This window comes from Roseibium sp. 10G30-5, assembly GCF_055809635.1.
Genome location: NZ_CM147918.1, coordinates 2964932 through 2979498 on the forward strand (window position 1 = coordinate 2964932; position 14567 = coordinate 2979498).

Sequence of the window (14567 nt, forward strand, 5' to 3'; positions counted from 1 at the left end):
TGCTTTTCCTGTGCCGTTGTCAGGCTGCGGCGTGGGAGGCATCCCACTCGCGCAGTGCGTCAGCATCCCGAAGCGTAACTTCAGGATAGTCGGGATCGGTGCCAACCTCCGGCAGTACTTTCCAGGACCGAGCGCATTTGGTCCCTTCCGCCAGACCTGGAACAACGGCCACGTCAGGCGTGTCGTCCAGACGGAAGGCTGTTTCAGGGGCTGCATCAGATGTCAGCGTCAACTGGCTGGTGATGGCGATATCGGCCATGTCCTTGCCTTGCAGCGCTTCCATCAGGGTCGCGTCGGTGACATGCACCACCGGGTGCGCTTCCAGAGATGAGCCGATGCGCTTTTCGCGACGCTCGATTTCAAGTGCTCCGGTGATCACGCGACGCACCGTGCGGATCTTGTCCCACTTGGCCGCAAGCTCCGGATTCAGCCATGCCTGTGGCACATTCTGAAACTGTTCGAGATGCACTGAGCTGTCCTCGCCATAGCGCGAGGACCAGGTCTCTTCGGCGGTAAAGGGCATGACTGGCGCAAGCCACGTGACAATGCAGCGGAACAGCTTGTCGATAACCTGAAGCGATGCCTGACGGCGCACAGACGTCTGTGGATCACAATACAGCGCATCCTTGCGGATATCGAAATAAAAGGCCGACAGGTCCAGCGTCATGAAGTTGAACAGGTGATGCACAACGCGCTTGAAATCGAAATTCCAGTAAGCCTTGCGCACCAGGTCGTCCAGCTCTGCCAATCGGTGCAGCATCAGACGCTCCAACTCGGGCATGTCTTCAACGGCAATCTCTGATCCGGCATCATGGCTGAGAGATCCCAGCATCCAGCGCAGCGTGTTGCGCATCTTGCGATAGCTGTCGACGCTGGTCTTGATGATTTCATCACCCAGACGCTGATCTTCCGAATAGTCACAGGACGCAGTCCACAGACGTAGGATGTCAGCGCCATACTGCTTGATGATGTCTTGCGGGAACACCTGATTGCCCAGTGACTTGGACATTTTGCGACCGTCTTCTGCCATGGTGAAGCCATGCGTCAGCACCGAATCATATGGTGCGTGGCCACGCGTTCCACAGCTTTCCAGCAGCGAGGAATGGAACCAGCCGCGGTGCTGATCCGAGCCTTCCAGATACAAGACGTAGTCGTTTCCGCCAAGTCCCTGACGTGACGGTTTCAGATCGTCGCGCTGTTCAAGACAGAAAGCATGGGTTGAGCCGCTGTCAAACCAGACATCAAGAATGTCGGTGACCATGTCCCACTCATCAGCCTTGTAGTCTGCTCCAAGGAAACGCGCCTTGGCACCATCCTCGAACCAGGAGTCGGCGCCTTCCTTGGTGAAAGCCTCATAGATGCGGGCATTGACGGTTTCGTCTTTGAGGACTTCGCGGCTGTCCTTATTGACAAAAACCGTGATCGGCACACCTCAGGCGCGTTGACGCGACAACACCCAGTCAGGGCGGTTTTCGATCATCGAACGCAGCCGGTTCTGGCCACTTTGCGGCACAAACCGTGTCTCTTGAATGGCCTTGAGCGCCCGAGCGCGCAGCGTATCACCTTCCGCCGCAATGTCGCGGTCCATATAGACGAACCACTGCGGCGTGTTGCGGAAGATCACCGGCTTCTTCGAGCGCCATGGAATGCGGATAGGAATGCTTCAGACGACCAAGCCCGATCAGGGCTCCGGCCTCTTTCAGCTTGTCGATGTTGGCCTTGTTGGCCGAGCCGGTTTCACCTTTGTGAGTGATGACCTGATGCCCCTCAAAGCCCGGAGCGTCCTTGGTGTAAAAGCCATCATCAGCCACGGTGAAGGGGATCGTGCTGTCGATCCCGCGGGCTTCGTTATCCCGTGCGGACGCCATCCAGATTTCAAAGTCATCTGCACCATGGCCCGGTGCGGTATGCACAAAACCCGTGCCCGCATCATCGGTGACATGGTCGCCGTCCAGTACAGGAATATCGAACTGATAGCCGCCGAGATCGAGATCCCGATACGGATGCGCCAGCGTCATGGTGGCCAGTTCGTCAGACGTGACGGAGCGGACTTTCTTAAAGCTTTCGATTCTTGCGTTCTTGAAGACGTCTGCTGCCAGTGCATCGGCCAGAAGTAGACGGTCGCCTTGCTGTACCCAATTGTCGTCCGGCAGGCCATCCTGCGTCACTTCGTACATGCCATAGGCAATATCGGACGAGAAGCAAACGGCGCGGTTGCCCGGAATGGTCCAGGGCGTCGTTGTCCAGATGACAACGGCAGCGTCCAGCAACTCTTCTGCTGCGGCTTCGTCGGTGCCGCCAACGCTGACGATCGGGAAGCGCACCCAGATCATATCCGACTTATGGTCGTGGTACTCGATTTCGGCTTCGGCGAGCGCTGTCTTTTCGACTACGGACCACATCACCGGCTTTGAGCCGCGATACAACTGGCCGGAAGTGGCGAATTTCATCAATTCGCGGGCGATGATGGCTTCGCTTTCAAACCGCATCGTCAGATAGGGATTGTCCCAGTCTCCTTCGATGCCGAGGCGCTTGAATTCCTTTTTCTGAACGTCGATCCAGTGGCTGGCGAAGTCACGGCATTCCTGACGGAACTCATTGACCGGTACTTCGTCTTTGTTCTTGCCCTTGGAGCGGTATTTCTCTTCGACTTTCCACTCAATCGGCAGGCCATGGCAATCCCAGCCCGGAACATAGTTGGAATCCCACCCCGTCATCTGCATGGAGCGGGTGATGATGTCCTTGAGCGTCTTGTTCAGCGCATGACCGATATGGATGTTACCATTGGCATAGGGAGGTCCATCGTGCAGCACAAATTTGTTGCGGCCTTTGCCTGCGTCCCGAAGCTTGCCGTACAGGTTCATCTGCTGCCAGCGCTCGATGATCTGAGGCTCTTTTTTGGGCAAACCGGCGCGCATCGGATAGTCGGTCTTGGGCAGGTTCAACGTTTCGGAATAATCGCGTGTCTTGGTGTCGTCAGTCATCACTCGGTGGATCCAGTCGGATAGGCGCAGTTGTGGTTGCGTATCCCATCAAGCAGAATTACAAAGCGGGCCGCTTTCGCAGGGGCCCCGCAAAACGATAAGGATACTCCCGGTCCTTTGGCGGCGCAGGTTTGCGCTCTAGCCGCAGGCCGGGCCAATAATTCGAACACACCGGGACGATGCCCGATCTGTCAAGGCTGCGAAACAAACACTCATGGCGCATGGACATACCAGCACTTGGCAGATGAATAAAGCCATTCCGTGGCCTCTTTTTCGTGAGGGCTGAATTTGTCGCGGCCGAGGGGGCCGGCGGATCGGTGCGGGGGAGGGCGGTTTATGGGTTGGCACGCCCGGTTTCTTTGAGGTAGGAAAATTGACTTGGCCTTAGCCGAGGTCAGGAGAACGCAAGAATGACGTTGGGCAAGACCCTCAAAACCGGCTCATGGGCAACGCGTGACAGGCTGTTGCCAGCAGCAATCATGGCGCTGTTCGCCTATGGCGTCGTTCTCATCTATTTCTTTGGCTATCCGGGTGTCTTGTCGGTCGCAACCGGGGCGCGGTTTGGCACAACGGTGACCAATGACTTTCTGAGTTTCTGGAGCGCTGCCGCGCAGGCGCTTCAGGGACATTCTCTTGTTCCCTATGATCCGGCTGCCTTCCGCTCCTTTCAGGCCGATCTGTTACAACAGGGAAAAGCTGCCCCCTTCTTTGCTTTTTTCTACCCGCCAACGTTTTTGCTATTGGTTTTGCCGCTGGGGCTGTTGAGCGGATTACACGCTTTTCTTGTCTTTGAGCTTCTGGCGCTTCTCTGTGCAATGGTCGCCTGTGGGGCGCTGGTAATCTCTGTCAGCAATCGTTTCACCTATGGGATCGGCGGGCCATCGCCAAAATGCTCACGGGGACAGCTTTTCCTGGATGGTGCTTTGCTGGCCGCCGCCTTGCCGACGAGTTTCATTGCTGTCTTTCATGGCCAGAACGGGGTGTGGAGCCTGGCTCTTTTTGCAGGCGTGCTGGGGGCTTTGAGCTCGCGGCGAGAAATTCTGGCAGGGCTGCTGATCGGGTTCATGACGTTCAAACCGCAATTGGGCCTGCTCATTCCCTTTGTGTTGCTGGCCGGCGGCTATTGGCGCTGTTTTCTGGCCGCCGGGGTTGTCACGCTGACACTGTGTCTCGTCAGCCTTGTGGTTTTTGGAGAGCAGACATGGCTGGTCTTTTGGGTGCAGCGCGATTTTGCCGAGCAGGTTCTGACCCATGGCCTCGTCTCCATGAGCAAGATGGTTTCGTTTTATGCCGGGTTCCGGCAAATCGGTCTGTCCAGCATGCTTGCCATGGGTTTGCAGGGGCTTTTTTCGCTGGCGACGCTGGTGGTGTGCATGCTCATCTGGCGACAATCGCGAGACTGGGTGACCAAGGGCTGGACTTTGATGGGCGGCATTGCACTGTCGACACCCTTCGTCTTCTCCTATGATCTGGCGATCCTGGCTGTGCCCGCCGCACTTGGCATGGCAGCGCATCATCAGCGTCGCACTCTGCCCTTTGACCTGACGATCATTGCTTTCGCGATGATCTGCGCGATTGCCTCGCGCGCTCTGGCCAGCATGGTGGGGGTGCCTTTGGGGCCGTTGGCGTCTCTCTTGATCCTGTGCCTCGGCGTGCGCCGCTGGTGGGTCCTTGAGCGGTCGACCCGCACATAAAACACCATGAAAGGGACGGCGCGAGGCGCTGTCCTGCCGAGATTATCCGAAAGGCAGGAGCTTGGTGTCGAGTTCGCCTAAGGGTTGCAAGGATCCAAGCGCAGCGCGCGCTTCTTCACTGTCGCGGTCCATCTGGGCGATCAATGCGTCGACTGCATCGAATTTCAGTTCCTCGCGCAAATAAGAGCCGAGGTGAACCCGCAATGTCTTGTCATAGAGATCGCCCCTGAAGTCGAAGACGAAGACTTCGAACAGGGCTTTGCCATTGTCAAAGGTCGGGCGACGGCCGAAACTTGCGACACCGTCATGATAGGTGTCGTTAATACGAACCTTCACTGCATAAATGCCATGCTTGAGAGGCGCGTTCTCAGGCAGCTGCAAGTTGGCCGTGGGGTAGCCAAGATCGCGGCCCCGTTTGTCGCCGTGATGAACCTTTGCATCGAAGAACCAGTGATAGCCGAGAAGGCCATTGGCAAGCGCGACATCCCCTTCCGCCAGCGCGTGACGAATGCGCGATGAGGAAATGACCTGTGCGCCTTCATCGTGCTCTGCGGTGACAATGGTCACACCGAAATTATGAGTGGCACCTGATTCTGTCAGGAAACTGGGCGTGCCCTGACGCGCCTTGCCAAAGTGAAAATCATAACCGGTGACAGCATGAGAAATATCCAGCCGGTCGAGCAGAATATTTTGGATGAAATGATTGGCTTCGAGACCTGCAAATTCCTTGGTAAAGGCGATCTGCAACAAGCCATCCAGCCCCAGCTTGCGCATCACTTCGGCTTTTTCCTCTGGCGGCGTCAGGCGAAAGACCGGTTTGTCCGGTGCAAAGAAGCTGCGTGGATGGGGCTCGAATGTCATGGCAAACACAGGGCAGCCGCGGGCGTGGCCCTGCACGAGAGCCGTTTCCAGCACGCTGCGGTGTCCCCGATGAACGCCATCAAAATTGCCGATTGCCACAACGCCTTTCTTCAAGGCCTCGGGAAAGTCTCCAAGGTCCGTGACATATTGAAATGTGGGAGAGGCGTGCATTCAAGACCCTTCTTGTATCCGTTTCTTGACGGCGCAGGCATGGGAGATTGGGAGATCCTCGCCGGTCAATTCCGCTGTGGGCGGCGGTTGTGCTGACATATGTGCATGGCAACACTCTGCTGCAATCCTCATACTGTCTCCTGCAGGAACTGGCAATGTGACACGGTGCGCAGGTGACAGAAAGTCAAGTGGCCCATAGGCGCAACCGGCCGAATAAAAGCGAATATCACGAAAATTTCGATGAATTTTCTAAACATTCAAGGCAGAGAAACTGGCTCGCATTAACGGTCTTTTCAGGTGCTTCTCTTATTTTTCTTGAAAGTTGGGGAGGTGAGGACACAAACGTGTTGCTCTCCTGTTCGTCATATCGCGTTTCCGGGGCCCGACGGCCAGAGCCGCGCACCTTGACATTTATGGAGTAGATGAATGGCCCTTGATCTTCAGATGCCGGTTCTCGTGGTCGATGACTATAAGACGATGATCCGAATCATCCGGAACTTGCTGAAGCAGCTTGGTTTTGAAAACATCGATGACGCTGCCGACGGTACGGAAGCGCTGGAGAAGATGAAACAGCGCAAGTACGGCTTGGTTATTTCCGATTGGAACATGGAGCCTATGACCGGTTACGAACTGCTGAAGCAGGTCCGTGCCGATTCGGGCTTGAGCAAGACACCGTTCATTATGGTCACCGCCGAATCCAAGACGGAAAACGTTATCGCCGCCAAGAAGGCCGGTGTGAACAACTATATCGTGAAGCCCTTCAATGCTCAGACGCTTAAGGGCAAGATTGAAGCTGTCTTCTCCGATTGATTTTGGTTTTGCGCGGATTGCCTTTCCGACCAATGACTGTCGCCGAAGGCAATCCGTATTTTCTATCGACGGATGAATTGCTGATGGTTCCGCACGCAAGCGGCAAGCGGCGGTTCGCACACCAATGTTTGGAGCATTCATGACTTCGGGTGAGAGCGAGAATATTGAGCGGGTTATCCAGTTTTTGCAGGACAACAAAGAGCGTGGCGGCGACGTCTCTTTGAATGATGTCATGCATCTGGCGGAAATCATGTCCGGCTCCATGCAGGAGTTTATCCGCAATGTGCGCCCGGCCGTGATGGATGAGATGTCGTTGATTGCCCGCGAAATTTCACGGATGAAAGACGAAATCGTTCAGTTGCGCGCCAATGACATGAAGGACAACAAGATCCCCGACGCTGGTCGGGAGCTTGATGCCATCGTGGAAGCAACGGAAAAGGCAACCAATTCGATCATGGAAGCCGCCGAAGAGATCATGGGCGCCGACAGCTCCGATCATGATGCTTATGTTGGCATGGTCAACGACAAGATGATCGAGGTTTTCGAAGCCTGTACCTTCCAGGATCTGACAGGTCAGCGCATTTCCAAGGTTGTGTCGACACTGCATTACATCGACGAACGTGTCAGCGCTTTCGTCGAGAAGCTGAAGATTCCGGTCGATATGGAAAGCGAGCAGCAGGAAACGGAAGAAGAGCGTCGCAAACGCGAACTCATTCTTCATGGTCCGCAGCATGAGGGCGAGGGTGTTTCCCAGTCTGACGTCGACGATCTTTTGAAAGATGCGCAGGCGGATATCGACAAGCTGTTCGATTGATCCTGCTCAGATATTCAGAATATGAAAAAGGCCGCTGTCCTGAGGACCGCGGCCTTTTTTCGTTTGGTGATCTTGCTTCGGGGTCTACCAGACCAGTCGTGGCACTGCGGCAACGGCCTTCAGGCCTTCTCCGTGCAGACGGTCTTGAATGAGAGCCTCTTCCGGCGCGTCAATCGGGCCGAAATCCGGGCCGTGGATGCCTGCGGTGATGAACAGGACATCGAGATCTTCCGAGACCGCACCGCGAATGTCGGTCGGCAGGCCATCGCCAACGGCAAGCAACTTACGGTCGTCCGGCTGGTGGCCGAGAATTTTTGCCATACGCGCACGGGCTTCATCGTAGATCGGCTTGTGTGGCTTGCCGGCAATGGCAATCTTGCCACCCAGATCTTCATAAAGCCGGGCCAGCGCGCCGGCGCACCAGACGAGCCTGTCGCCACGCTCGACGACGATGTCCGGATTGGCGCAAATCATGAGCAGACCGCGTTTGGCAAAGCCCGCCAGCAGATCGCGGTAGTCGTCCGGGGTCTCCGTGTCATCATTGACCAGGCCGGTGCAACAGATAACATCGGCCTCGTCAGCCCCGGTCAGATGGACGCCCGTACCTTCGTAAAGGCCGAATTCCTCATCCTTGCCAAGGTGAAACGCATTCTTGCCGCTATAATCATGCAGCAAGGTTTGCGTGACATCGCCGGACGTCACGATATCATCATAGGCATCGTCCCAAACGCCAAGCCCGGCCAATTGCGTGCGCACGGCGGGTCCAGGGCGAGGGGAGTTGGTAATCAGGACGACATGGCCGCCCATTTTGCTGCGATAATTGGCCAGCGCTTCGCTGGCAGCCGGAAAGGCGCTCACGCCATTGTGCAAAACGCCCCAGACATCCGACAGGATGCCTGTGTAGTTTTCGGCAATGTGGCTGAGGCCGGGGATCAGAAGCCTTGAAGAAGATGTCATGCTCTGTCACTTGAGACGTGGAAGGACTGGTCAACTGAGGCTGAATCGGTCAGCCTGCGGCGCGACACTATAGGAAGCGGTCCCCGGTTGGAACCGGCGAAAGGAATTTGAATGCAGGTCAGGCAACTCAGCGACGAGACCATCAACCGGATTGCAGCTGGTGAGGTCATCGAACGGCCGGCGAGCGTGATCAAGGAGTTGGTCGAGAACGCCGTGGATGCCGGCGCAACGCAGGTTGATATTGTTACCGCAGCAGGTGGCAAAACGCTGATGCGTGTGTCCGATGACGGGCGTGGCATGACCCGAACGGACCTTGAACTGGCGGTGCGGCGGCACTGCACCTCCAAGATCAACGAGGAGGACCTGTTTGATATTCGCACTCTCGGATTTCGCGGAGAAGCCTTGCCGTCCATTGGCTCTGTTGCACGTCTGGGCATTCAGACCCGCCACGACAGCGAGAGCCATGCGCTGGAAAATTGCGATCGAAGGCAGCATTGAGACGCCGGCCGGTCCGGCAGCGCGTCACAAGGGCACGCAGGTGGAAGTGCGCGACCTGTTTTTTGCAACGCCTGCCCGCCTGAAATTTCTCAAGTCTGACCGGGCCGAGGCAACGGCGATCACGGAAATCGTCAAGCGAATTGCGTTGGCCTATCCAACCATCGGCTTTTCACTGTCGGGCGCCGACCGGACCAGCAGCACCTGGCCGGCCGCAACCGGTGAGGACCCCCGGCTGGCGCGGATTGCCCAGATCCTTGGGGCAGATTTCATCGAAAATGCGATGGAGATCAATGCCGAGCGTGAAGGCGTGCGCTTGACCGGATTTGCTGGTCTGCCGACCTTTCACCGCGGTAATGCACAGCACCAGTTCTTTTTCGTCAATGGCCGGCCAGTCAAGGACAAGCTGCTTCTGTCGGGACTGCGGGGTGCTTATGCCGATGTTTTGGCGCGCGACCGGCATCCGGTGGTCGTATTGTTTGTAGATTTGCTGCCTGCGCTGGTCGACGTCAACGTGCATCCGGCCAAGGCGGATGTGCGCTTTCGCGATGGCCAACTCGTGCGGGGCCTTCTGGTCGGTTCGATCAAGCAGGCACTGGTGCAATCGGGCCATCGCTCGTCCACGGCCAATGCGGGGGTCGCATTGGATGCCTTGCGGCCAACAGGGTTTTCTTCACGACCTGGCGCTGGATATGGGACATCTCCGCAGGCGGCTGCAGCGCGTGGCACAGGCTTCGATATGGCGGCATTTCGTCCGCTGGAGACAGCAGGCTTCGCCGATCCCGGTGAAGTGGGGTCTGACAGGGAATTGCGATCGGAATCGACCCCGGCCATGTTCGGCTTTGCAGACGGTGAGGCGGCGGGCGGCGCGTTGGCGCGAGACATGGCGCATGGTCTGGCTGGTGTTATCCATCCGTCAGCCGACGCGCGCGCGCATGAGGGGCCGCTTGACGCCACACGCATGGCGCTGCCTCTGGGGGCTGCCCGTGCGCAGGTCCATGAGACCTACATTATTTCGCAAACCGAAGATGGCGTAATCATCGTTGATCAGCATGCCGCTCATGAGCGACTGGTCTATGAGCGGCTGAAGGAAGCGCTGGCGAAGAAGGATATTGCCCGTCAACTTCTGTTGATCCCCGAAATCATCGAAATGCCGGAAGAAGACGTGGGTCGGCTGGTTGAGCGGGCAGACGAGCTGGAAGCAGTCGGGCTGTCTCTGGAGGCTTTTGGTCCCGGCGCCATTGCCGTGCGTGAAACACCGGCCATGCTGGGTGATACAGACATCCGTGGCATGGTCATGGACCTTGCAGATGAATTGGCCGAGTGGGACACGGCGACCGGGTTGCGAGAAAAACTGGATCACGTCGCCGCCACGATGGCCTGTCACGGATCGATTCGCGCTGGTCGGCGGATGCGGGCTCCGGAAATGGATGCCTTGTTGCGCGACATGGAGGCAACCCCTCTGTCGGGTCAGTGCAATCACGGGCGCCCGACCTGGGTCGAACTGAAACTCTCCGACATTGAAAAGCTCTTCGGCCGCAAATAGATGGCTGTGTGCCGCCGGGCGCTGTCCTTCCCTCACATTGCATCAGACATAAAAAAACACCTGCCAGGGGGAGGATCCTGACAGGTGTCTTTGGGAGGTTCTGCCTGGGAGGAGGCAGACTAACGACAACCGGTCCTTGGGAGGAGGAGATGGACCGGAGATCGAAACTTTTTAAATGGTGGCAGCCTGAGCGGTGCGACGGATGTCAGCACGCGCCATACCGAGGTCTGCGAGCTCACGATTGGAGAGCTTGCTGAGTTCGTCGTATGTGCTGCGGAACTTTTCCAGTTCTGATACTTGCGAGCAAAGCTGTTGATCATGGTTTTGGCCTTCTATCTCTATGGCCAGCGATTTCTTCAGTCCGGATGACTGAGACGTTGGCCCGTTCCCTTTGATGATCTGAAGATAGTCCTTCAGAACACCTTGAGGTAGAGGGCAAACCGCACGGCAGCTATGCCGAACATGCAAGGCTTGCAATGCGTTAAGCGCTCATCTTGCAAGACACTCTGTGCCTGCGCCATGCGGCGTGGTGCCGCACGGTGCTGATCAACTGGATTGGCAGCATTGCATCAGACACAAAAAAACACCTGCCAGGGGAGGATCCTGACAGGTGTCTTTGGGAGGTTCTGCCTGGGAGGAGGCAGACTAACGACAACCGGTCCTTGGGAGGAGGAGATGGACCGGAGATCGAAACTTTTTAAACGGTAGCAGCCTGAGCGGTGCGACGGATGTCAGCACGCGCCATACCGAGGTCTGCGAGCTCACGATTGGAGAGCTTGCTGAGTTCGTCGTATGTGCTGCGGAACTTTTTCCAGTTCTGATACTTGCGAGCAAAGCTGTTGATCATGGTTTTGGCCTTCTATCTCTATGGCCAGCGATTTCTTCAGTCCGGATGACTGAGACGTTGGCCCGTTCCCTTTGATGATCTGAAGATAGTCCTTCAGAACACCTTGAGGTAGAGGGCAAACCGCACGGCAGCTATGCCGAACATGCAAGGCTTGCAATGCGTTAAGCGCTTACCTTGCAAGACACTCTGTGCCAGCACCATGCGGCGCGGTGCCGCATGTGGATTATTTGGAGTTTTTCGGGTGGTTTTGGGTGTGCTTCAGCACGGAGCGCGCCAGCTCGTCAGTGACATACTGCGGGCCTTTGCGAAATTCGTTTTTGGCAAATTCCAGCATGGCGGCTTGCAGATTGTCTGGCACAGTCTTGAGCACCCTGTCCTTGGGGACAGGGCGTCCAATCAAGAACCCTTGAATTTCGTCGCAGCCCTGCCGTGCCAGGAATGTCAGGCTTTCGATGTCCTCCACACCCTCGGCAACGATCGACATGTCGAGGGCGCGGCCCAGGCGGATCACCGTTTCGATGATGGCCGTAGCTCCCGAATTGTTGGCGGCATTGGTGAGGAACGACCGGTCGATCTTGATCGTGTCGAAAGGAAACCGGCTCAGGTAAGACAGTGATGAATAGCCAACGCCAAAGTCATCAAGAGCAATCAGGACGCCAATGTCCTTCAGCGTGTTGAGAATTGACAGCGCGCGAGTGTCGTCGTCGATCAGCAGGTTTTCCGTGATTTCCAGTTCGAGGCGGTCGGGCGCGACGCCGGACTTCGCAATGGCTTGCTTCACGTCATCAAGGAAATTCGGATCGCGGAACTGGATAGGGCTGACATTGACGCTGATGCGTGATGTTGGAAAATCATCGCGAGCCGCTTTCAAGGCCGTATCAATCACCCATTGCCCGATCTGCATGATCTTGCCGGAATTTTCTGCAACCGGAATAAAGTCACTTGGGTTGATCAGGCCCTTCGTCGGGTGGTTCCAGCGGATCAGCGCCTCATACGCGACAATATCGCCGATGCGCAAATCAAGCCGTGGCTGGTAATAGAGCTCGAATTCGCCATTGGCGAGGGCAGGATGCAGATCTTCGTTCAACTCGCGTTGTCGACGGACGCGGTCGCCCATGCCTTCCTTGAACACACTGTAGGTGCTGCGGCCAAGGCTCTTGGCATTGTAAAGAGCGATGTCTGCATTCGAGACGAGATGGTCGAGATCGGGACTGTCGGTATCAATCCAGGCGACGCCGACGCTGGCGCTGGGATAGATGACCAAACCGCCACCACAATCAATCGGACGGGACAGATGGGAAATCAGACGTCTGGCCAGATCTTCTGCCTGATTGAGGAATGTGGCCCGGCGTTGAATGAGAGCGAATTCGTCGCCCCCGAGACGAGCCACAATGTCTGTGGGGCCGGACACTTGGCGCAGCCGTTCTGCCGTTTCGCGGATAACCTGGTCGCCTGCCGGGTGCCCATGCAGATCATTGATGTCCTTGAAGTGATCCAGGTCAACGAGAAAAAGCGCTGCCGTGTAATGACCGGCCGTTGCGCCCTTGATTGTATAGGCAAGCTCTGCATTGAAGAGCGCGCGGTTCGGCAGGTCTGTTAGCGTGTCATGCTGTGCCAGATGCAGAATTCGAGCTTCGGCCTGCTTGCGTTCGCGAAGGTCCACCAGCGCTGAGACGCGCGTTGGGGCGCCACGATAGGCAATGACGCGGGTGCGAATTTCCACCGGGATAATCTCACCGCTGCGATTGACCATTTCCAGCTCACGCGGCTCCCGTTCGGCCCGCACGAGATGGCTTTCCAGCGTGCTGGCGAGATCCGAATGGACGAATTCATAAAGCCCGCGTGTCTTGAGGTCTTCAATCTTGTAGCCGAGCAGCCTTTCAAGTGCGTCGTTGCCATCCAGGATACGGCCATCAATCGAGATGACGATGGCATCGAACGTTGCATTGGCAAGTGCGGACAGGCGCTCTGATTCTTCACGGGTACGTTTGGTCTCCCGCGCACGTCCCTGTTCAAGTTCAGAGCTTTGAATGGTATCCATCAGCGCATTGAACAGCACGGTCAATCGTTCCGCTTCATCGCCGGACGACACGTCCAGCCGCATGGTGAGGTCTGCCTTGCCCGCAATGACCTGATCAATGGCATCTTCAACGTGGCCGATCCCCAGGCTGAGTGGCATGCTCGGCTTCGTTCATGCCGCGCTCTTCATCGCCATCAGAAATGCGCAGCGGCGTAAACATCGACAGGATTTTCAGGCTGGCAAAACCCATGCCGAAACACCAGACAAAATTGAGCGCAACACCTTCAAACTGGACAAGGAATTGATCCCAGCGATTATGCAGGGGGAGATTGGTGAGTGGAGCGAGGAACACAAGACCAAGTGTGCCAACAACGCCCGCGAAAGCGTGTACCGAGATAGCCCCGACGGCATCGTCAATCTTGAGTTGACGTTCCAGAAACTGCCCGCCGATGACAGCACTTGCGCCACCCATAGCCCCGATCAACATGGCTCCGGGAGCGGTCAGGACATGACAACCTGCGGTGACGGCGACAAGTCCGCCAATCATCCCGGCAAGGGATTTTTCCGGCAGGATGATCTGATCCTGCCGCCATCCTATAAAATACCCGATGGAGCCGCCGGTGCCGGCGGCCAAAACGGTATTGGTGATGATGCTGGCAATCTGCGGAGTGGCCTGCAGGGTCGATCCGCCATTGAACCCGATCCAGCCAACGAACAGCAAAAGACTGCCGGTTGCAGACAGGACCGCACTGTGGCCCTGCATGCGCACCGGCTCGCCACTGGCCGTAAAGCGCCCCTTTCTGGGGCCGATGATGATACAGGCGGCCAGGGCAATCCAGCCGCCGGTACTATGCACAACGGTGGAGCCTGCAAAGTCGACAAAGCCCTGTGCCGCCAGAAAGGCACCGTCATTGTCAAAAAGGGCGCTGCCCCATGCCCAATGGGTAAACACCGGATAGATAAAGCCGGCGGTAATGATGGAGCACCAGACATAGGCGCGCAGTCGCATGCGCTCGGCCACGGCCCCGGAAATGATCGTTGCGGCGGTGCCGCAGAACATGACCTGAAATGCAAAGAATGCCAGTTGCCAATCGGTCAGATGCTGGAGGAAGGCGAAGTCCAGATCCCAGCCGATCGGCAGAACGCCGGATGGCGCAAATGCGAACATGAAGCCGACCAGCGCGAACAGAAGAACCGAGAACATGAAGTCCAGCAGGTTTTTCTGTGCGACGTTGATTGAATTCTTCGACCGGACAAGACCGGCCTCAAGCAGCAGAAAGCCGACCTGCATGAGAAGAACCAGCGCAGCAGAAACCATCAGTCAGGCAAGATCAATGTGATACTGCAACGCCGAAACTGTCGCTTCGC

General features: G+C 56.8%; 9 protein-coding genes and 2 pseudogenes. 4 read left to right on the forward strand and 7 right to left on the reverse strand.

The features are described from left to right. Positions 1-19: 19 nt before the first annotated feature. A pseudogene (ileS, locus tag AC0L7U_RS15080) lies at positions 20-2984 on the reverse strand (isoleucine--tRNA ligase). 410 nt (positions 2985-3394) lie between these two features. Between ileS and AC0L7U_RS15085 the strand changes: the two are divergent. Further along, positions 3395-4678, forward strand: a complete 1284-nt coding sequence (locus AC0L7U_RS15085; RefSeq protein ID WP_473691800.1) for a glycosyltransferase family 87 protein — start codon at positions 3395-3397, stop codon at positions 4676-4678. A gap of 42 nt (positions 4679-4720) precedes the next feature. Here AC0L7U_RS15085 and AC0L7U_RS15090 read toward each other — a convergent pair whose 3' ends face one another. Beyond that, complete coding sequence (locus AC0L7U_RS15090) at positions 4721-5710, reverse strand: bifunctional riboflavin kinase/FAD synthetase (protein ID WP_473691802.1); 990 nt, start codon at positions 5708-5710, stop codon at positions 4721-4723. Positions 5711-6136: 426 nt separating this feature from the next. Between AC0L7U_RS15090 and AC0L7U_RS15095 the strand changes: the two genes are divergently transcribed. Together AC0L7U_RS15095 and AC0L7U_RS15100 are read left to right on the forward strand one after the other, a co-directional pair. Then, positions 6137-6520 (forward strand): response regulator, encoded by a 384-nt coding sequence (locus tag AC0L7U_RS15095; protein ID WP_473691804.1) that lies wholly within the window; start codon positions 6137-6139, stop codon positions 6518-6520. Between the two features lie 139 nt (positions 6521-6659). Further along, positions 6660-7334 carry a protein phosphatase CheZ gene (locus AC0L7U_RS15100; protein WP_473691806.1) on the forward strand — a complete coding sequence of 225 codons (675 nt, stop codon included), beginning with the start codon at positions 6660-6662 and terminating at the stop codon, positions 7332-7334. Positions 7335-7418: 84 nt separating this feature from the next. Here the strand turns inward: AC0L7U_RS15100 and AC0L7U_RS15105 are convergent, their stop codons facing one another. Beyond that, positions 7419-8291, reverse strand: coding sequence for a TIGR01459 family HAD-type hydrolase (locus AC0L7U_RS15105; RefSeq protein WP_473691808.1), 873 nt, complete (start codon positions 8289-8291; stop codon positions 7419-7421). Positions 8292-8402: 111 nt separating this feature from the next. On the opposite strand from AC0L7U_RS15105, the pseudogene mutL reads away from it, so the two are divergent. Beyond that, positions 8403-10332, forward strand: a pseudogene (mutL, locus tag AC0L7U_RS15110) (DNA mismatch repair endonuclease MutL). 171 nt (positions 10333-10503) lie between these two features. Here the strand turns inward: mutL and AC0L7U_RS15115 are convergent. The 4 genes from AC0L7U_RS15115 to AC0L7U_RS15130 form a co-directional block, all read right to left on the reverse strand. Then, positions 10504-10809 (reverse strand): DUF1127 domain-containing protein, encoded by a 306-nt coding sequence (locus tag AC0L7U_RS15115; RefSeq protein WP_473691809.1) that lies wholly within the window; start codon positions 10807-10809, stop codon positions 10504-10506. A gap of 220 nt (positions 10810-11029) precedes the next feature. Next, positions 11030-11179, reverse strand: a complete 150-nt coding sequence (locus tag AC0L7U_RS15120; RefSeq protein WP_473691811.1) for a DUF1127 domain-containing protein — start codon at positions 11177-11179, stop codon at positions 11030-11032. A 223-nt stretch (positions 11180-11402) separates the two neighbouring features. Then, on the reverse strand, positions 11403-13358 hold the full coding sequence (locus AC0L7U_RS15125) for a putative bifunctional diguanylate cyclase/phosphodiesterase (RefSeq protein ID WP_473691813.1): 1956 nt from the start codon (positions 13356-13358) through the stop codon (positions 11403-11405). Then, positions 13327-14517, reverse strand: coding sequence for an ammonium transporter (locus tag AC0L7U_RS15130; RefSeq protein WP_473691815.1), 1191 nt, complete (start codon positions 14515-14517; stop codon positions 13327-13329). The genes AC0L7U_RS15125 and AC0L7U_RS15130 overlap by 32 nt, the downstream gene beginning before the upstream one ends. Positions 14518-14567: the final 50 nt, after the last annotated feature.